The sequence below is a fragment of the Chryseobacterium camelliae genome (assembly GCF_002770595.1).
GTDB lineage: Bacteria > Bacteroidota > Bacteroidia > Flavobacteriales > Weeksellaceae > Chryseobacterium > Chryseobacterium camelliae.
The window spans coordinates 4,190,747-4,210,565 of sequence record NZ_CP022986.1 but is presented as its reverse complement, the minus strand read 5'-3'; the positions used below and the strand labels follow the sequence as shown (position 1 = coordinate 4,210,565).

Here is a 19,819-nt window from a genome sequence, read left to right as displayed (position 1 = left end):
ATGATAAGAGCAGGGCTTCACTAGTGAAAACAAGGTTTCTTCAGACGGCAGGACCTGCGGCGTCTTTTATTTCTTCGATTAATTTTTTCCTTTCACGCAGCCTTCTCCTGGCTATGACTGATTTTCCGGTCAGTACCCTGATGAAACGCACATATTCAAACCGTTCACGGCCGAAATGATGGGTGAATACATACAGCAGTACTCCGCAACCGGCGAGGATAATGTATCCGAACAGTTTTTTACCTGCAATGAGAATCGCATTGAGCTGGATCGCTTTCATATTTCCTGCGACATTCTGGGGTGTAAGGGTCATACCATCCAGATATACAGCCAGGTCTCCAACAGCAATGACCTGGAATCGGTACTGAAACCATGAATACAGCGCCGAGAAGATCCCGACTGCCAGAAACGTCCTCCAGACCAGGACCAGCCCGATCGCAGCCAGCATATCATCCATTTCAAGCTTATCTAAGGTATAAAACCAGACTGAAATGAACAATGAACACATTCCATAGCCTTTCAGGAACATCGGCAGGTACCAGTACTCGTAGTTGAATTCCAGCACCATGGAAAAATACATGATGATGGCATATCCCATCATGGCCGAAAAGCCTGAAAAGATGAACATTTTTAAGGGAATTTCTCTTTTGAACCAGAATATAGCCGTTACACCGGCGAGTACCAGTCCCGGAATCATCAGGAGGTTAAGTCGTGCATTGGTCAGCTGGTCATATCCCAATACGCCTACCGCAAAAGTATTCTGAATAGAAGTCGTACCCAGGAACATCCCGAGCCAGAATAGCATGAACAGGCCGTGCAGCACATTGTTTTTTGAAAATATCTTGAATGACAAATACGGCCGTTTCAGGGTCAGCTGCCGGATCACCAATAAGGAAAAACTTACGAAAGCTGCGATACCTGCATCCATAATCTTCTTTGAATGAAGCCAGTCCTGCTGTTTCCCGAAGGAGAACACGTAAGCTGAACACATAAATGTGGAAACGAAAAGCAGGATGCTGAGCCAGTCGATGTAATGCAGCGGCACTTTCAGGGCAAAATACTTGTCATGCATGAAAATCCAGTGCAGTAAAGCCAGCGCAAAACATCCTACCGCAGCGATCACATAAAACTGCTGCCAGTTGTACCGGATGGAAATGTCTACGGCATAATACGCAGACACCTGGTTCAGCACCAGCACAAATGTGTAAAATGCACCGTAAAACATCCCCCGGTTGCCGATCATAGCCATCAACGGAAGAAAAAGTTCTATGGTAACCATCATTTTCAGGAATCCGATGATTAATGAGCTGAATACAAAAATCATGGGCTCATAGGTCGTAGAATTGATGTAGCTCAGCAGTCCCAGCAGAACCAGGAGTACAGTCATTTTATCCCGTACCTTAAACCGCATTTTCATCCTGAGTACGATTGGCATACACGCCCCCATCCCGATGGTGGAAGCATAATTGGCCCACATAAAATATTCGGTCATGGAACCGGTTCCGCTGACCAGGTAACTGATGTTCCCGGTATATACACCCCCGATCGGCATCACTACGGCAAGCAGCAAGACCATCAGCAGGAGCTGTACGGGTTTCGGCACCCAGTCGTGGTAAAGTCCTTTGTTGTACATTGTTTGGTTGTTAAAAGTAAGATTTTAGATATCAGATTTCAGATACCAGACATCAGACATCAGATGTCAGACGGTAGCATTTTAAAAATTCTATTTTTTATTTACTGGTGATTTTCATTTTTTCCAATTAATTTGATATTAGATTTCAGATTTCAGACACAAGATTTCAGACGGTGTTATTTTTAATTTCGGTGTGTTTACAGACTTATTGCAGATCATCAGATTTATTTGTATGTATGACATTTATACTACTTATCCGAATTCTAAAGTCTGACATCTGATATCTGACATCTGAAATCTTGTGTCTGAAATCTAATATCTGACCTCTCAAAATCATTTCTCCCCTGTATTAATCTTCACATTCATGTTCATCCCTGCGCTCAGCCTCGCAATATCTTCTTTCGTATTGGCGGAAGTAAATTCGATCCGTACCGGGATCCGCTGCTGCACTTTGATGAAGTTTCCGGTGGAATTATCCGTCGGTACGCTGGAATACCGCGATCCGGTAGCGGCTGAAATGGCCGTAACCACCCCTTCGAATGATTTCCCTCCCAAAGCATCAGCCGTCATCATCATTTTCTCCCCGATTTTCACATCCGGCATCTGGCTTTCCAGGAAATTGGCTGTGACCCATTTCTGTCCGTTCAGTACGATGGTGGCTACCTGCTGTCCGGGCTGGATCAGCTGGCCTTCGGAGATGGTTCTTCTTCCCATGACGCCATCGTAAGGAGCGGTAATCACGGTATAGGATAAATTTATTTTTGCCATATCCAGTGCCGATTTGGTCCGTTTGATTTCCGCATCGATGATCCCGAATTTACTTTTCACTTCCGTGGTGGAGAGATTGGCAGATTGCTTCTGGTTCACCAGGGTTTCGTAAGCTGCTTTCTGCGCATCATATTCCGTTTTTACCTGATCATACTGCTGCCTGGTGACCGCCTCGGAGGCCAGCAGGTTTTTATACCGGTTTAAATTCTGTTCGGCATTCCATAACCGGGCTTTGGCTCCGGCAATATTGGATTCCATTACATTGACATTGTTGGAAACGGTATTGACAGATGAGCTGGTTGCGGTACGCTGTGCCAGTGCATTCTGGTAAGCCGCTTCCGCCTGTCCCAGTTGGGTCAGGATTTCACGGTCATCTAAAATCACCAGGGTATCGCCTTTCTTCACCTGCTGGTGCTCGATGAATTTAATATCTTTAATGTAGGCGGAAACCCGGGTATTGATCGGGTTGATGAATTCCTCTACCTGCGCCGCTTCCGTATAGGTCTTATCGCCTACGTGGAAATATTCCCGGACCAGCCAGAACAGGCCGAATCCGATGATCAGGAATACCACGATATTTGAAATGATGGCCCTGATCTTATTTTTCTTAGTTTCTTTTTTCTTCGCCACCGCACCTGATGAAGCAGGAGCCGGCTGAGCTGTAGTGGTTGTATGTTCCTTGTTTTCCATTGTTTTCAGTACTGTTATTAAAGAGTTCCGGTTGTTTTCAGAAGATTGTAGTATTGGTACAGGACATTGATTTCCGCATTGGCAAAATCCAGTTCGGACTGGAGCTTCTGGTTCTGCGCATCAATCATTTCTGCCTGCACGGCAAGCTGGTTGAGGTATTTGGCTTCCGTGATTTTGTAGTTCTCTTCCGCCAGTTTTTTAGCCTCATTCAGGATATCTGCCTGCTGGATGGATTCCTGGTATTTTACATAGGCTGCATTTACTGCCATATCGATATTCTGCTGCGTAAGCGTCATGGCATCATAAGCCTGGTTTTTCTGAAGTTCCCCCAGTTTCACCCTTTCTTTGGTTTTATAAAGATTGTCAATGTTATACGTCAGTGAAACTCCGGTCTGCCATCCTCCGGAATACATGTCCAGGACCGGATTCCTTGTGGTGATGGGTTTTTGCAGCGAATAACCTCCAAATCCTGCTATCGTCGGCATTTTATCCGTTTTAATGATGTCGATATTCTTGTCAGCCACATCAATATTGGTTTTCGCGGATTTCATCACCGGATTGCTGTCGTGGGCAAGGGTCATATAATAATCCATTCCGATTCCGGCTTCTTTATTTTCCAGGTTTTCTACGGGGACAATCTGCGTATCTTCCGGCAGGCCTAAAGCAATAGTAAGATTGTAGTTCAGGATTTTACGGTTATTCACCAGCGTGAGGATTCCCTGGTCGAGGTTTTTAATCGCCAACTCTCCACGGATCACTTCATTCCGGGTCACCATTCCCTGCTGATAAAACTTCTGAACGTTTTTCAACCGCTCCTGCGCAAGTTTTTTATTGTTCCGGAAAACTTCCTGCTGGTTGACGATCTTATACACATCCAGATAATTGGAAATGACGAGGAACTTCACATCCTGCCTGTTTTTCTCAAGATCTAACTCAGAAAGCTGTTCACGCAGTCCGGCCAGCTCAATGGATTTGTTGACCAGACCTCCTTTGAAGATCAGCTGGGTAGCCTGAACGGCATAGGAACTTCCGTAATGCGGCATCTGTATGGTGGTTGTATTCGAAAAGTCTTTATCGATAGCTACCGCATTACCCAGATAGAACTGGCTTGTGGAGGCAGTGATTGTCGGCAGTTTCTGAAGTTTTACCACTTCGGTATTCTGCCGGGCAATATTGATGTTCTGTGCTGAGACTTTCAGCTGCTGATGATTCTGCACTGCGAGCTGCGCCGCCTCTTCTGCGGTCATCTGCCTGATTTCCTGGGAAAAAAACAGCGCAGGAAAGACCGCTGCCATTATAGACAGTGCTGTTTTTATATTCTTTACCATTGTACCTTGTTTTACGAGTGCAAAGTTAGGGCACCAAGAAAGTCAAACAAATGTTTGAAATTTGGAAAAAGATGTTCAAATGTAAGATTTCAGCTTTCGAACTGATTCCTGTACTGTGACGGACTTTCGCCTAAATGCTTTTTGAAAAAATGGGAAAACGAATAAGGATCGCTGAATCCAAGAATGGAAGAAATTTCCGAAACCGGCTTTTTGGAGGAGTTTAATAAGACTTTAGCCTCATTGAGAACTACCAGTGCAATTACCTGGCTGGCAGACTTTCCCGTCACTTCTTTGACCACTGCCGAAAGATGTCTGGTTGTAATCGACTGCCGTTCCGAATAGAACTCCACACTGCGTTCCGTATGATGGTGTTTGGCCAGGTCGTTCAGGAAGATAAAAACAATTTCCTCTTGCCTGGACATCTGGTTCATCGCGTTGCTGTCTTCTTTTGAGATGATTCCGGCCATCTGATAGCAGAACACAGAAAACAAGTGCTCCACAATCTCTTTTTTGTAGGTCATTTCCGTTTCGGAGTCGAGGATATATTTCAGAAAATTGACGCTTTTCCATACCACTTCCATTTCATCAGCCTGAAACGGGACGCCGATATTCATCTGCTGCCTGAAATACCGGTAGGTAATGAGCCTGTTGAATTTGAGCGACAATGCTGAAATAAATTCACGCTTATACGATACCATCCTGGACTGGAAATCATCACTGACAGAGATCATTTCATAGACCGTCTGCGGATCCGTTACCATAAACATATTGGCGGAAAGCTCCAGGTCCCTGAAATGCTGTTTCATCTTGATGGTTCCGGTCTTGATAAAGATAAAGGCCGGATTATCGGGACGGAAGGGCTTATCAACCGCAATGCGCTCGAAAATGTTGTGTTGCGTAAAAATCTCAACGCCGAATTTTTCCAGGACAGACATACCGCAAATGTAAGGAATTCAAAGGAAGTCATGATTGAGGATATCTGTATTTTCCACATCGACCTGCATTCATTTTAATAACGATTTGTATCGATGGACCTCTGATGGATTACTTGGATTTTTTAAGTGATGCAAGTTTTCAGTACCAATCATTGAGCTCAATTACAAAATTTTATTATTTTAGTGTCTTCCAAATGACCGGTATGAGAAAAATTGACCTGCTTTTTGCAGAATATGCAGAAAGCCACAGAAATGCAACCAATAAACTGATCCACTGGATCTGTGTGCCCCTGATATTCTGGACGATCCTGGGCTTCATTTCGCTGATTCCTTCAAAATCCATCTGTTTTATTTACATCGGATGCATCAGTTATGTAAGTCTTGCAGCCATGGCTCTGGTCACCTTATTCTATATGCGGCTGTCTTTTCTGATCGGCAGCATCATGCTGGCGCTGATGGTGCTGATGGAAAGCTTTGCATTCGGAGTGAATACCCGTACGGAAAGGCCATGGCTGGTTTACCTTTCCGTCTTCATCATTACCTGGATCTTCCAGTTTGTAGGCCATAAGATCGAAGGTAAGAAACCGTCTTTCCTCAAAGACCTCCAGTTTTTGCTGGTCGGGCCAATCTGGCTGCTGAGCTTTATCCTGAAGAAAGTGGGGATCAGATACTAAGGTAATCTGCCGTCAATTGCTCTCCTGAAATCTATTTGCAGTATTCATATAATAATTTACTCGTCTTCCAGCGCATAGACCGCAAAACTGGCAAGCCAGTGATCGCCGCCATAATTGCCCTGAAACAGCAGCGGCAAGCCATTGGACAAAAATACGCTGGCTGTGGTATTGAACTGCTTTTTCAGCGGATGGCCGGCCGGAAGCGATTGGGCAATGCCTTTCATGCACCAGGCTTTTGAAAACGACAGTCCGACCAGGTGAACGGTCTGGTAATCGCTCAGGTCACTGACTACAGGAATCTTCTCAATATTTTCCAGGCTCCGCTTTTCATAGAACGTATTCAGCCACACAACAAATTCTTTTTGTGGAAGCACCCTTCTCATCAGGTCCGCAATCTCCAGGCTTGGGGAAAAGAAATCTGAGCCATCAGGTTCCAGATAAGCCGGTGTTTTTTCATCTTTCAGGTAAAAATATTTAGCCTTTTCCACCAGTTGAGCCTCGAAAGCCTTATCCTGATTGGCTCTGGCCCAGTCGATGGCGAAAGCCATGGCAAATGCGGTATTGGGATGGACACCGGTCCGGTTCGGATACGTCTGCTTAGGAAGGAATGTTTTCCACGAGTCCAGTATTTTATCCGTCAGCGGCTTCAGGTTCTGGTGCCATAGTTTAGCCTTGGGATGGTTCCAGGTAATGAGCTCTTCATCCAGTTTAAGCAGCCAGGCCCAGCCGTATGTTCTTTCAAAGGTAGTGGTAAGCTGGTATTTGGTGAAGTAATCTGCTTCTGCCTGAAGGTTTTCTTTAGTCAGGGAGCGGTCGAGAACAGCTTCAATTTCTTGGGCCGCTTTCAGATCCGGTTTTGTCTTGAGAAGCCGTACCAGCATCCAGTGGCCGTGTACGGAGCTATGCCAGTCGAAGCATCCGTAAAAACTGGGGTGCAGGTGCTTTGGGCTTAGCGGAACTTCCCCTGCATTGTTGATGATATGGGCCGTTTTATTAGGATATTCCTGATTGATGCAATGCAGGGGCTTTTCAGCCAGTTTCATCGCCATTTCATCGGTAAGTTTCGGTATTTCCTGCGCACAAACAGAAAACGGGATTCCCAGAAGGATTAAAAGACTGTTTTTCATACGATAAAAATAGAAAAATATATGGTTGATTGTATCCCGTAACAGAAGTTGTGAGTAAAAGACCTGATCAATGAACCAAGAATCAAAAGATTCTCATTCATACCCTTACTATAATCCCTGTTAAGAATATCAGCACGCAACGGAAACTAATTTATACTGAAAAAAAAAATTGACTACAGGCCATCCAAAAAGGATTTATCAATTCACCTATTGCCCGTTCAGTATGAATTCATGCCTGGAAATACAGACAACTGACGCAAAGTATGATCATCATAAAGCACATTTCAGAGAAAGTAAAAAAAGGCGGCAGAGCCGCTGATGAAGCTGATCAGCTTATATGAGGCATAGGAAAATAAGCTTTGCATTAACAAAAATTTGATATAAAAAAGAAACAAAAATAAACATCCATCAGATCTTAATCATTTTCAGGTTTTTTGGGTTAAGTTTATCGGTATAGCAACCTGATGTAAACTGAAAATGGACGAGTACTTCAACCCTATTACCTATCCTATCTTATTTTTCTTTAATATTGTAAAAAACAGTATTATGAAAAATGTGTTCTTGCCTGTATGTTTTCTAATGTTTATCCATTGCAGCCAATCCGGAAATAAAAATGCATTAAATGCTGACTTTGTCAACAGTACTCCTGAAACTGCTGTAGCACAAAATGAAATGCCTCCACCGCCTCCAATGGAAAAAACTTCACAGGATAAGGCCGTAAGCAGTGCTGTTTCCAATGCAGCAAACAATGAACAGAAATCACGTACGCCTGTTGAAACGGTTTCAAAAAAGATCATTAAAAACGGGGAAATGAGGATACAGGTGACCGATATCCGGAAGGCGCAGGATCAGGTGAATGCAATCATTCAGAAAAATAAAGCGTACATTCAGAAAGAAGAATTCCGGAATACGGATACCGATGAAATCTTGAATATTATGGTTCGGGTTCCCCATCAGGGTTTTGATGCGCTGGTGAATTCCTTCTCAGACGGTGTAGGTGCCGTGTTGTCCAAAAATATTTCATCAGATGACGTTACGGAAGAATATACTGATGTTTCCATCAAACTAGCCAACAAAAGAATATACCTGGAAAAGTACAGGGACATGCTGAAAAGTGCAAAGACAACCAAAGATATGCTTGAAATCCAGGAGAACATCCGTGAACTGGAGGATGAAATTGATGTCTCCGAAGGCAAGCTCAGGTTTATTGATGACCGTGTCAACTACAGCACCCTGGACCTCAGCCTCTACAAAGAAAAGGTCCGGACTTCTGCCACTTCCAACATTGGATTCGGAAGCCGGTTTGGCGATTCCCTGACAGAAGGATGGAACACTTTTGTTTCCTTCTTCTTAGGTTTAATTTCGTTATGGCCGTTTCTGCTGCTGGTTCCTGTATTTGTAGTCCTCTTGAAGCGTTGGAGAAGGAGAAAAACAAACAAATCGTAAAGATTGTACTCCTAGAATTTAATAAGGCAGCTTGTCCAATGACAGGCTGCCTTATTCATCATAAAAAATTAAAAAACAATAATTTTTTTTACTTATACTCCTGCCGGATCTGTGAAAGAATCGTCGGATCCTGAATTTCCCGGTCTTTTGCCAGCAACAGGACTTTGGACATGACTTCCGCAGATTTGGGGTCGTCATCCGCAAATGGCAGGAACAGCCTGCCTCTGTGCTGTGAATGGACAGGTAATATGGAAAGGTATTTCCCGGGAACCTGATGGACCACTGCACTTCCCAGGTGCACACTGTAATCGGCAAGGTTTCCTTTGATCAGCACATGCGAGCCTTCGATCCGCACATTATCAAGCTTGAACAGCCGTGCCGTTTCTTTCAACAGGACGGCCCTCATCTCAACAGATGAATGGCTGGCTTCAGGATCCACGCCTCCGGCATGCGCTACCGATACCACCAGATCGATATCCCGCATCACTTCTGAGAATATCCTTGGATTGATTTCCTCAAACGGAATGTTTTTATACGTTTTTAGTGAATGGAACTCTACCGTTTCAAGGGTTGGGCTTTCCACTTCTCCCGGTGAGAACCAGTCGGCCATGGCATACAGCTTTACCTGGAAACCTTCCTGATGGAAGACTTTCTGAAGGCCTTCTTCATAATCCACTTTCCATCCTCTGGTTTTTAAGAGTGCCAGCGCCTGTTTAGGCTGAATCTGATGCGCTGCGTAACGCCGTGATACTGATTTTTCCTGCAATTCATCCGGCGTAGGAACATACAGTTCCCTGAATATCTGTTTAAAAGGCTGAACAAGCTTTTCCTCAAAACAGTAATGCTGGTAATCGCTCCAGACGGAGTGGATATGCAGGTCTACACAATGGGCAATCCTGAGCGTACTGGTTTCGGAAAGTTCCTGGATTTCCCCATGGGCACTGATCAGGTTCCCATCCCGGAAAAAGCCTGTTATGGAATCATCCGATATAAAGACCAGCTTTTCCAGATGCCTGACAATCACCGGATGTTCAAAAAGCTTTTTGATCTCGCCCAGCATGAATACATCTCCTCTTACCATCGCTTCCTCAAGGCCTTTCCGGGAACGCGACCATTGCTCACGCATGGTTTTCCGGTTGCTGATCAGTTCAACAACACCTTTATCCTTTTTAATTTTCGGAGGAATGGACTTTAAGGGTTTGTCATCCCTGAACACGGCCAGTTCTGCTTTCCCGTCTTCTTCAATCACCAGTCCTACGGTAACCCCGTCTACCGTTACCTGGGTTTCTTTCGATAAAAGCTCCTGGATCTGCCGGGTTTCCATGGCCCAGGTGAGCCTTACCGGATCAGGATACCCTGCATTCCGCGCCAGGTTTTCCAGGGCAATACGGATGGCCAGTGCCTCACTGGATTGTTTCATGGAACCGAATTCCCGGCTCTCTTTTTTGAACTGCTGCAGGTATTCATACCGGTTCAGGACATCTTTGGCCGGATTGGTCCTGCTCAGCGGTACCAGTCCATACACACGGAGATAATCCTGGTCGCGCTTGTCTTTGACTTTTGCCGCAACTTCCTTGATCTTCAGGTTTCCCGTCAGCGTATCCGAATACAGCCTCGCCCTGCGGTGTCCGTTTCCGTCCGAAATATATTTGGCAGACTCGTAAAGCATTTCCCAACGCGCTTTACCAAGCTCCCTGTACGCTTTTGCAAACCATTCGCTGTCCACAGCCCCATCTTTGAAATCCTGCAGGTCTACCGCAGAATATTTGGCCACTTCACTTTCAACAACTGAACTGGTAGCCTGGTATGAACCTGTTTTGGTGTGGGCATGCATCCACCAGATGGCCGAATCCAATCCTTTCCATCCCAGGTAACCGCTGACCAGCTTCTGCCATTGCGGAGCATACAGTGCTGCCTGCAACAGACGCAGTTCACTGATCTCTTCTTTACTCACGATAGCATCAAAAACTTCCTGGGTATCGGTCTCCAATGGTTCACAATTAGACAGCAGGTAGGAGAACAGCTTCTGCCTGGTCATGCTTTCATTATTGTAGCTGTATATATAATTGGCATAAAGCCCGGACTTTCCTATACCTTTCAGGATCTGAGCAAACCGGTTTGTCCCGTAAATGGTCTGGAATGACTGAACGAATCCGGAGACCGGTGTTCCGGCATCCCCGCGGACCAGTTCGATATCCAGGAATTTATTTCGGATTTCTTGTATCATAGGCTCTAAAAAAGGAAACCTTTCCAGATACTGCATACTGCGATGGTGGAACCGCGTTGTAGTCAGTTCCTTTATGGCTGATTCTTCTGTGAAAATACCTTCATACAATTCATCTTCTGTGATGGCCTTCAGTTCGTAAGCCCTGCAGAAAAGATAGAATGGCGGTACCGTGAGCGGGATATTTTCTTCCAGTCCGGTAAACTGCATCCAGCGGTATAAATTCCACACTTTGATGACCTGCTCATCCGTAAGCGTATACAACGGAACCGACTGTAAAAAAATCCTGAAATATCCCGTATGCTGCCATCCGGTACCGTAGTTCTGATAGTATTCGTTCTTTTTTGCTTTGTAGCTGATGACATTGTCCGGTAAATGGGCAAACATCGTACTGCACGCGTCAATAAGGAAATCCGTCTGTTCTTCAAAAACAAATTTGTGCTGAAGGGAGACCATAATTTTTTTTACAGGATTATTCCAGTAATAGCCGTCCTTCATCGGGTTAGGAAGGAAATCCCGGTGGAAGAATACGTACTTTTCAAGAAATTCCCTGAAAACCGCACGGTCACAATGCTCTGCAAAGGTCAGCAGAAAGAGGTCGCGCGGCTGTAGTCCCGAATCTTTGTACCACTGTTCCCAAAGCTCATGCAGCGGATAGTTCTGAGCCAGTTCTTCATTGGTAAATCCCTCGGTATTGCTTTTTATCTGGCGGAAATCATTTCCCATCAGCTGCTTTTCTACCGATCCATCCCATACATGGATTTCATATTCATAATCTGTATTCTGAAGAAACAGGTCATTAAGACTCGTGAGTTCCTTCCGGATATAGTCCAAGGGCTTCGTGAAACCATACCGGTCTTTTTGGGTCGCTTGGATATATAAGGAACCCGGTGTGGGTTTTGGCAGTTCATAAGGGGTTTTTACGGACGGGTCATAGAATCCGTATCCGTTGGCAGCTGACACAGTCTCCTTGTTTCCTGACGGATGGATCTGATCCAGAAGCATCTGCTCCCTCTGGGACACTTTTAATTTTTCAGCATATCCTTCCATCCATCGGGCTATCTGCGCCTGCATCCTCTTTTCTTTCTGCAGCTGAAGCATGATATCAAGGGCAGCGGTTCGCTGTTCAATATCACCGGTTATCAGGTGGTCGATCAGCGGATCAATATGGTCATCTTCCTGTTTCAATACAAGCTCAATAAGTTTTTTCCTCAGAGCACCACCTTTTCTTTTGAACAGATCTGATAGTTTCATCACCTCTTCAGCCGCTAGAGCCTCCTGCTGCAATACATTGATTCCTGAAGCCACCATAGATTCGCCCCGGTCTTTGATAATTCTGAATGCAAACTCTTTCTGAAAAGGAGTGATTTTTTTGTCCTGCTTTCCGAAATTATAAGAATAAGAATAGCAGTAAAAATCACCTAGCAGGCTTCTGGCAAGTTCCTCCCTCAGAGACAGCTCGAATTCCTCAAAGTACGAAAGCACGAGGTCAAGCTTACTGAGATCGTCTCCTACCAGGTAGAACATAGAGGCAAAGAGATGGCTCTTTTTGAAAGCAGCATTCAGCCAGGAAAAGACCCTGCCTTCAAATTTCTTTTCTTTAACGTTGATTTTTTGGGTCAGCTCGTGGAGTTTTTCGAAGAAATCCGGGTAATCGGTATTTCCTATATAAAACCCTGATGCTGCATTGGCTTTCAGCAGAGCAGACATAGGCTGCCCGGAAAATGCAAGCACCTGAATATCTCCTTCCAGGACTGCTTTATAATATAATGGCATCTGTATATAAGGATCCTGGGTTTCCACGGCAAATTTTATAGCCAGGCATTTCTTGTCCGTGCTTCCATGATCAAGCAGCTGATGAAGATACGGAACGGTCCTGTCAACACCCCACACTCCCTGTGCCCAGAGCGCCATATAAGCTTCATTATTATTTTTGCTTTCTACAGCTTCCGGGATCTGTTCGGGATGAGTAAAATACTGATCAGCCAGTGACAGGATATTCCGTACCACCGTTTCTTTTTCCGCCTCCCATCCTAAGCCGGTCCAGGTGTCTACGGCACGGACCACAGATGAAAATCGGGACAGTTTATGTTCCACCATAACGCGTATCATATACTGCAGGGCACCTATACTTGTCTCGTCAAGGGCCTCCAGTACAGTTTGCCGCAGTCCTTCCTGCCGTTGGGCTGCCAGCAAAAGCTTCTCCACCAGTTCCCAGCAATGCTGCTGTTCACTGTTCAGCAGAGCTTTGATTATTTTCTGGGTGATTTTACCTTCCGGATGCTTGTTGAAAACAATATCCTCGATCAGCTGGTAGATCTCCGTATTTCCGCTGTCTATCGCTGCCGACCAGATGTAAAACTGATGGACATTATTGGATATGGCATGGTCGTAAATGATCTGTTCTTCCAAGGACAGTCCATAATATTCATACCCGTTGTTATATGAGTAGATGCAGGGAAACTGGAGTAATCCCCTGACTAAATTAACCTGGTTAAGAAATGTGTAGCGTTCATTTTCCGGAGCACGGAAAGACCTTCGGTAATAACCGGTCTGGTACATTTTATACGGCATCCTGTCCCAAGCATATTTCACCAGCGGTGCCTGGGAACCAAATAAGTAAACCAGCAGTTTGTAGTACTCTTTATCTTCCCAGATATCGGGCCTGATGTATTTTTTAAGATTTTCAGACTTTTTGCTGCCGAGCTCCAATTCCTGATAATACTCTTCTTTACCAGCCAGCAGAAGCCCTAATTCGGCGACTTCCTGCTTCAATTGAGGCGGTGAGAAAATCTTGGATAACAACCCTTTTTCAGTCTGCTCTTTTAAACTCTTCCGTAAATTGGCATGGTAATTTGCAATTTTTTTAGAGGCTAATTTTTCTGTAATTTCCATATATGTGATTGTTAATGTAATGTTTACCAGTAGCTTCCTGCCAGAAACGTAAGCCGGATGAAAACGAAGGTACGGCCCTGGCTCAGATCAATCTCCTGTTTCAAATCCTGCAGTTCTTCATCACCGTAAAAAATGGCATACATACCGTCTTCAAAGGCCTGAATTGCATTTTCCCGGGCTTTTTCAGGATCAGCACGCCTTTCGTTATATATGCTTCCGAATCCTGCTTTCCCTGTATCCGTAAGAATGTTTAAATAGTCTTCCCGCGGAGCTTTGGTATAATCAGCATCTTCCTGTTCGAAAGATTGGGTATTAAATGATTCTACCTGCTGCAGGACAATGAGGCGGATCAGTTCTTCTACCGAGAGCTGTGTTTCTTCAGTGGAAATGGACATTTTTTCTTCATGGAGAAGCGGGTGCTTTCTCCCTAGCTGCTTTACTGTTACGCTTATTTCCATATCTAAAATATTATAACTAATGTATCAAAATTTACTAAAACCTGTATTCGGTGTTTGGTAAATGGCGGCTTTTAGCATGTATTTGAACGGTAAATCACTCTTCTTTTTTATCATGGATATGATGAGATGACTGAAATTTTATCAGAAACGGCATCAGAATGCTGGTTGTGTACTATAAAATCGGAATTTTAGAAAATCCAGCAGCGATGTGGGTAATTCATATCAGCAAATCAGTTTATATCCTATTCCCCTAATGCTCATCAGTTCTACTTCCGGATCATCTCTGAGCATTTTCCGCAGGTGCGACATAAAGACATCCATACTTCTGGTGTTGTAATAACTATCATCACCCCAGATTTTAAGCAGTGCCGTCTGTCGGGACAGCAAATCATTCCTGTTTTCTAAAAGCATTTCAAGAATAGCAGTTTCTTTATAGGAAATTTTATAGCTTGCTTTTGGCGTATTCAGTTCCTGACTAACGGTATTCAGTTCACAGCCGCCAAATGTTTTCCGGTTGGAAGACGGAGTATGCTGCGGCGGAGCACTCCCGAACCTGGTGAGCAAAGCATCCATGCGTACCAGCAACTCACCCATCGTAAAAGGTTTTTTAAGGTAATCGTTTCCCCCGCTCCTGAATCCTTTCACCACATCATCGCCCAAAGATTTGGCACTGAGAAAAATTATAGGGACATTATTGTCCATTTTGCGGATATCTTCTGCTAAAGTGTATCCATCCTTTAATGGCATCATGATATCGAGAACGCAGATATCAGGTATTACGGACCGGAAAAGCTCCAGAGCTTTTTGTCCGTCCGTTGCGAGTGCTACCTCATAGCCGCTGCTTTTGAGGCCGTCACCGATAATCTCTGCCAGGGTAGCTTCATCCTCGGCGTACAGTACTTTATATTTCATGATAGGCGGGTAAATGGATAATGAAAGCGGCTCCTCCTTCAGGCCGGTCTAAAACTTCAATGCTGCCTCCATGCATAGCAATGATCTCTTTTACATAATGCAGACCGAGGCCGGTTCCTTTTACAGTGTGGATATCATTATGTTCGGGAATCCGGAAAAACCGTTCGAAAATACGCTCATGGTAACTCTTGGCAATCCCGGGACCGTTATCCTGAACTTTTACCACGATCTGGTCATCCACAGATGTGCACAATACCTGAATGAGTACTTCAGATCCACTGTATTTAATGGCATTATCCATCAGATTATAAAAGACATTCGTAAGATGTACGGGATCCCCATCCACAAAACACGGTTCTTCAGACGGGATGTAGTCGATATGTACCGAGCCGCTTCTGTTGCGTAATCTCATCGAAGACACCACATTTTCCAATCCCTGCTGCACATCGTAAAGTTCAGGCCGAAGGTTGATTTCGCCGTTATCCAGCTGCTCCAGGCTCAGCACTTTATCAATCATCAGGTTCAGGCGGTTAATTTCATTTTTACTGATGGCCAGGTAATTTTCCATGCGGCCCGGATCATTAGTCAACTGGTAACGCGTAATGGAATCCAATGCAGCTTCAATGACGGCAACCGGTGTTTTCAGCTCGTGTGTCATATTTCCGGTAAAGGCAAGCCGCGCCTGAGTATACAAACGCTGGCTGCGGATTACTTTAAATAGAAACCGGAAAACAAGGCCGGTGAGAAGGATCATCAGCAATGAAGAAATCAGGTAATACCGCATCCGGTAAACAACTGTTTTAGTGATAGAAGGAACTACCAGCTGATAAGTATGGATAAAAAAATTAAGGTTATACCCGAAATGCCTGCTTTGATAATCAGCATTCTTCGCTCTGTTCCAGTCTTTTTCAGATTCTGGCTGACCGGTCTTATAATTGTACAGGATGAAAAATCTATCTTCATTGATATTCTGCTTTCTGCATTCGACTTCTACCAGACTGTCCATCCGCTTCAGGTCTTTTTTATCTGCCGCCATCACAGACTGAAGGGTTTCGCCATCATCAAAAACAGAAATCACCTTTCTTTTTCTCGAACCGGATTTCTTATTGGCAATCTTTAACTCTATATTAATCAGCGTACTGTCGTTTTTTAATTCTGTCTCAAACCGGCTGCTGACTCCCACGTTCCGCATACTGGAATAGGCTTGTTTCAGCTGTAGCCATTCCGGAGAGAGGAAAAAATTCCGAAAATTCTCGTTATTTTCATGCCCCGGAGCTACACTGAGGTATTCACTCATGCGGGCGGCATCCGCCACGGCCTGGTCCAGGTCTCTTTTCACCTGCACCTGCTGGGCATTAAACAGCTGGATCAGCCAGGCAGTCTGCAGACCGATACTAGCGATCATAGCGAAAATAACAAGCGGATAAGCATATTGGTTGGAGAGCCATTTCATCCCGCTAATTTGATGATAATTACCCAGACTGAACAACCTGCCGGTAAAGATTTAACCTTAATTAACCTTGGTTAATGCTGTTTAACTCTGCTTAACAGGCCTTAACATAAGACTGACGTAGGTTTGCCTTATGAAAAATGCAATTTTATATCTCCTGATCTTTATTTCAGGACTCATGTATTCCCAAATCCTTCAAAAAGGAATTATACAGGATGGTAACGGCCGGATGCTGGATGCCGCAACGGTTACGTTATCAAAAGATCAAAAAAAGGTAGCTACAGTTTTTTCCGATCTCGGAAATTTTAGTATGGGCTATCCGGAAGCCGGAAATTATACCCTGACCGTAACATTGCCGGACTATCAGCCTGTAGAAATGTTAGTACAGCTTCCGAAAGAAAGCATGATGATTACCATGCACAGGAATGAGCATACAATACAGGAAGTAACCCTGACTAAAAGAAAGCCGCTTATTGAAAGAAAGATCGACCGTGTCAGCTTTAATGTGGAAAACAGCATTATTGCTTCGGGCGGAAGCGCGTGGGAAGCATTGACAAAAGCGCCCGGTATTCAGATCACATCCGCCAATACAGTAACCGCCAATCGTAAAAATGTCCGGATTTACCTGGACGGAAAGCCACTGCAGTTATCAGGAGATGATCTGGCCGCCTACCTTCAGGGAATGCCTTCGGACCAAGTCTCCCAGGTCGAGATTTTTTCCAATCCCCCAGCCAGGTTTGATGCTGAAGGAGCTTCAGTAGTTAATATTGTGACCAAAAAAGCAAAGAAACAAGGTTTCAACCTGAGTCTGAGTGGCGGAATCAATCAGGGCAACTATACCGGCTATACCGGAAATACGACCTTCACTTACCGTAAAAATAAATGGAATATGTATGGAAATTACGGATTTACCCATCGCAAAACCATTCAGGACCATAATATTTTCATCAATTACGGAAATTCTTTATGGAACAGTCTCAGCCGTACCGTATACGATTCAGACACCCATGATTACCGTTTGGGGGTTGACTACCAGGTTTCTGACAACCAGGTGCTGGGCTTCCTGATAACAGGAAATAACCGGAAAGGCAGTTCTGAAAGCCCCGCCATTACAGAAATCACATCGCCTGCCATGAAGCTTGATTCTACCCTGAATACCGATAATTATGCTTCTACACTCGGAAGCCAGCATGCCTTTAACCTTAATTACAACCTAAAACTTGATTCCGCTAAAAGCAGCCTGAATATTGATCTTGATTATGCTCCATTCCGAAACGTTAACCGGCCTTTTACAGATAATGTTACCTTGCTTCCCGATGGCAGCCTTACTTCCGATTTTTTCCATATTTATACTCCAAGTTCTCAGGAAATCAGCATCATGTCGGGAAAAGCAGATTATTATTTTAAAGCAGCGAAAGGACTGGAAATAACATCAGGAATCAAATACAGCAGTACAGAAAGCATCAGTATTTTTGACTATTTCAACCGTGACGGCGCTGAACTGAAAGCAGTAGAAGCCAACCGCAACCATTTTACTTACCGTGAAAAGGTAGCTTCCACGTACACTAGTGTATCGGGTAATTTCGGGTCATGGAGTTTACAGGGTGGACTGCGAGGCGAATACACCCGTACCAGAGGATACGAACAGAACCTGAACCTGCTGAACGAACAAAATTATTTCAAGCTGTTTCCCACGGTATTCATTCAGTACAAACCTTGTGAAAATCATGAGTTTCAGTTTAATTATGCCTATCGCATCGAACGTCCGGAATACAACCGGCTGAATCCCGCCAAACGCTTCTTATCTCCTTACAGTGTCTATGCAGGAAACCCTGCTCTGCAGCCAGCATTTGTCCATAGTCTGGAAGCAGGCTATACCTATAGTAAGAAATATAACCTTACGGCATACTACACCTCTACCCGCGATGTGTTCACCAATATTAATATTCAGGATAATGATACGAAAAGATATTACGGCACCCAGGCTAACCTCGGGCTTAGCACTATGGCGGGAATTCGTTTATCGGCACCGGTAAAGCCTGCATCCTGGTGGGACGTGAATATCTTAGCAGATATATACCGCCAGCGAGAAAAATCAGATTATTTATCAGGCAGTTATGACAATCACATGATTTCATTCTCCGGCTCGATGAGCCAATCGTTTTCGATAGATAAAAAAACCGGACTGAAAGCGGAAATCAATGGGACCTACAACAGTTCCGGAATACAGGGTATTTACCGGGTGCGTGCCAATTTCTTTGTGGATTTAGGGGTCAAGATGAACGTCCTGAAAAATGCCGGAACACTAAAATTTACCATCACCGATATTTTTAATACCAACAACAATTTGGTGAGCATTCATTTCCGGGATCAGCAGAGCCGCTTTTTCTATCAGCGCGAAAGCAGATTCATTACGCTTAGTCTGCTATACCGGTTTGGTAATAACATATCTGCTCCCCGAAACAGAAAAACAGCGAGTGAGGAAGAACGGAAAAGGATGCAATAGTTTTCCTTTCATATTTTAAATATATAAAAAATCCGGATGTCAAAAGACATCCGGATCCGTTATTGCATTATCATTTTTAAGCATTAAAATATTCCTTCACCTTTTCAAGAACCTGCTCATCACTCATCTGCTGCGCAGTATCAAGATGAACGGTTAAATTCTTGAATTGAGCCGTATCATGAAGGTAATTTTTGAACTCCTCCTGAATGGTACCTGGACCGGTAATGTACACTTCCTGGGAATTGATCAGCAGATGCTCAACTTCTTTAAAATATTTGGCTCTGTTTGTCTTTTCAGCATTATTACCGGCATTTTCACTGGAATTCCCATGCTGTATCTCAGCTTTCACGGGATTGCACAGGAAGAATTTAAATGCATTCTGCGCATCATGGTTTTTAACGACAATAGCCTTTTCTTTATCCATCCAGATTCCTGCTAATTTTTTTTCTGACATAATTTTTGATTTTTTGATGTTGTACCTCTGCATAAACAAGAATGATGCAAAGCATACGTTAACAAGCTGTTAAAATGACAGGAGCTAAGCTACATGCGACGATACAAATACTTTTGATTTGTATGATGTATCTTGATTAATACATAATTATATAAGAATCTTTCAGAAATTAATACCTAATCTGTCATACGATTGCATATTGAAAAACCTCTTGCTTTTCAACTCATGTGTTGTTCTGTTTCAACCTTGTTAATTTCAGGATTCTCCTATGGTTAAAGACACTTATGATTCTGGCAGAAAATAAATCTTAGAGTTAAAT

At 44.0% G+C, this 19,819-nt stretch carries 13 protein-coding genes; 3 read left to right on the top strand and 10 right to left on the bottom strand.

Translation table 11 applies throughout. The features are described from left to right. Nucleotides 1–40: 40 nt before the first annotated feature. The 4 genes from CGB83_RS19325 to CGB83_RS19310 all read right to left on the bottom strand — a co-directional run bounded on the left by CGB83_RS19325 (nucleotide 41) and on the right by CGB83_RS19310 (nucleotide 5,354). Nucleotides 41–1,633, bottom strand: a complete 1,593-nt coding sequence (locus CGB83_RS19325; protein ID WP_100077300.1) for an MFS transporter — start codon at nucleotides 1,631–1,633, stop codon at nucleotides 41–43. A 333-nt stretch (nucleotides 1,634–1,966) separates the two neighbouring features. Then, the gene (locus CGB83_RS19320) at nucleotides 1,967–3,091 is read right to left on the bottom strand and encodes an HlyD family secretion protein (protein WP_100077299.1); all 1,125 of its coding nucleotides are present in this window, start codon (nucleotides 3,089–3,091) and stop codon (nucleotides 1,967–1,969) included. A 17-nt stretch (nucleotides 3,092–3,108) separates the two neighbouring features. Beyond that, nucleotides 3,109–4,419, bottom strand: a complete 1,311-nt coding sequence (locus tag CGB83_RS19315; RefSeq protein WP_100077298.1) for a TolC family protein — start codon at nucleotides 4,417–4,419, stop codon at nucleotides 3,109–3,111. 89 nt (nucleotides 4,420–4,508) lie between these two features. Then, the gene (locus CGB83_RS19310; protein WP_100077297.1) at nucleotides 4,509–5,354 is read right to left on the bottom strand and encodes a helix-turn-helix domain-containing protein; all 846 of its coding nucleotides are present in this window, start codon (nucleotides 5,352–5,354) and stop codon (nucleotides 4,509–4,511) included. Nucleotides 5,355–5,557: 203 nt separating this feature from the next. Between CGB83_RS19310 and CGB83_RS19305 the strand changes: the two genes are divergently transcribed. Beyond that, entirely contained in the window at nucleotides 5,558–6,028 is a 471-nt protein-coding gene (locus tag CGB83_RS19305) for an Mpo1 family 2-hydroxy fatty acid dioxygenase (RefSeq protein ID WP_100077683.1), read from the top strand. A gap of 56 nt (nucleotides 6,029–6,084) precedes the next feature. Here CGB83_RS19305 and CGB83_RS19300 read toward each other — a convergent pair whose 3' ends face one another. Further along, nucleotides 6,085–7,155, bottom strand: a complete 1,071-nt coding sequence (locus CGB83_RS19300; RefSeq protein ID WP_100077296.1) for a DUF2891 domain-containing protein — start codon at nucleotides 7,153–7,155, stop codon at nucleotides 6,085–6,087. 546 nt (nucleotides 7,156–7,701) lie between these two features. Between CGB83_RS19300 and CGB83_RS19295 the strand changes: the two genes are divergently transcribed. Beyond that, a complete protein-coding gene (locus CGB83_RS19295) occupies nucleotides 7,702–8,601 on the top strand; it encodes a DUF4349 domain-containing protein (protein ID WP_100077682.1) in 900 nt (299 codons plus the stop codon). An 88-nt stretch (nucleotides 8,602–8,689) separates the two neighbouring features. Here CGB83_RS19295 and CGB83_RS19290 read toward each other — a convergent pair whose 3' ends face one another. From CGB83_RS19290 to CGB83_RS19275, 4 genes are all read right to left on the bottom strand, one after another. After that, on the bottom strand, nucleotides 8,690–13,720 hold the full coding sequence (locus CGB83_RS19290) for a DUF4132 domain-containing protein (protein ID WP_100077295.1): 5,031 nt from the start codon (nucleotides 13,718–13,720) through the stop codon (nucleotides 8,690–8,692). Between the two features lie 23 nt (nucleotides 13,721–13,743). Next, a complete protein-coding gene (locus CGB83_RS19285; protein ID WP_100077294.1) occupies nucleotides 13,744–14,178 on the bottom strand; it encodes a hypothetical protein in 435 nt (144 codons plus the stop codon). 222 nt (nucleotides 14,179–14,400) lie between these two features. After that, nucleotides 14,401–15,090 carry a response regulator transcription factor gene (locus CGB83_RS19280; RefSeq protein ID WP_100077293.1) on the bottom strand — a complete coding sequence of 230 codons (690 nt, stop codon included), beginning with the start codon at nucleotides 15,088–15,090 and terminating at the stop codon, nucleotides 14,401–14,403. After that, a complete protein-coding gene (locus tag CGB83_RS19275; RefSeq protein WP_100077292.1) occupies nucleotides 15,080–16,543 on the bottom strand; it encodes a sensor histidine kinase in 1,464 nt (487 codons plus the stop codon). Before CGB83_RS19275 ends, CGB83_RS19280 begins: the two co-directional genes overlap by 11 nt. Before the next feature lie 130 nt (nucleotides 16,544–16,673). Here CGB83_RS19275 and CGB83_RS19270 point away from each other — a divergent pair, with 130 nt between their 5' ends. After that, nucleotides 16,674–19,046 (top strand): outer membrane beta-barrel family protein, encoded by a 2,373-nt coding sequence (locus CGB83_RS19270; protein ID WP_100077291.1) that lies wholly within the window; start codon nucleotides 16,674–16,676, stop codon nucleotides 19,044–19,046. A 76-nt stretch (nucleotides 19,047–19,122) separates the two neighbouring features. Here the strand turns inward: CGB83_RS19270 and CGB83_RS19265 are convergent, their stop codons facing one another. Beyond that, complete coding sequence (locus tag CGB83_RS19265; RefSeq protein WP_100077681.1) at nucleotides 19,123–19,500, bottom strand: hypothetical protein; 378 nt, start codon at nucleotides 19,498–19,500, stop codon at nucleotides 19,123–19,125. Between the last annotated feature and the right edge of the window lie 319 nt (nucleotides 19,501–19,819).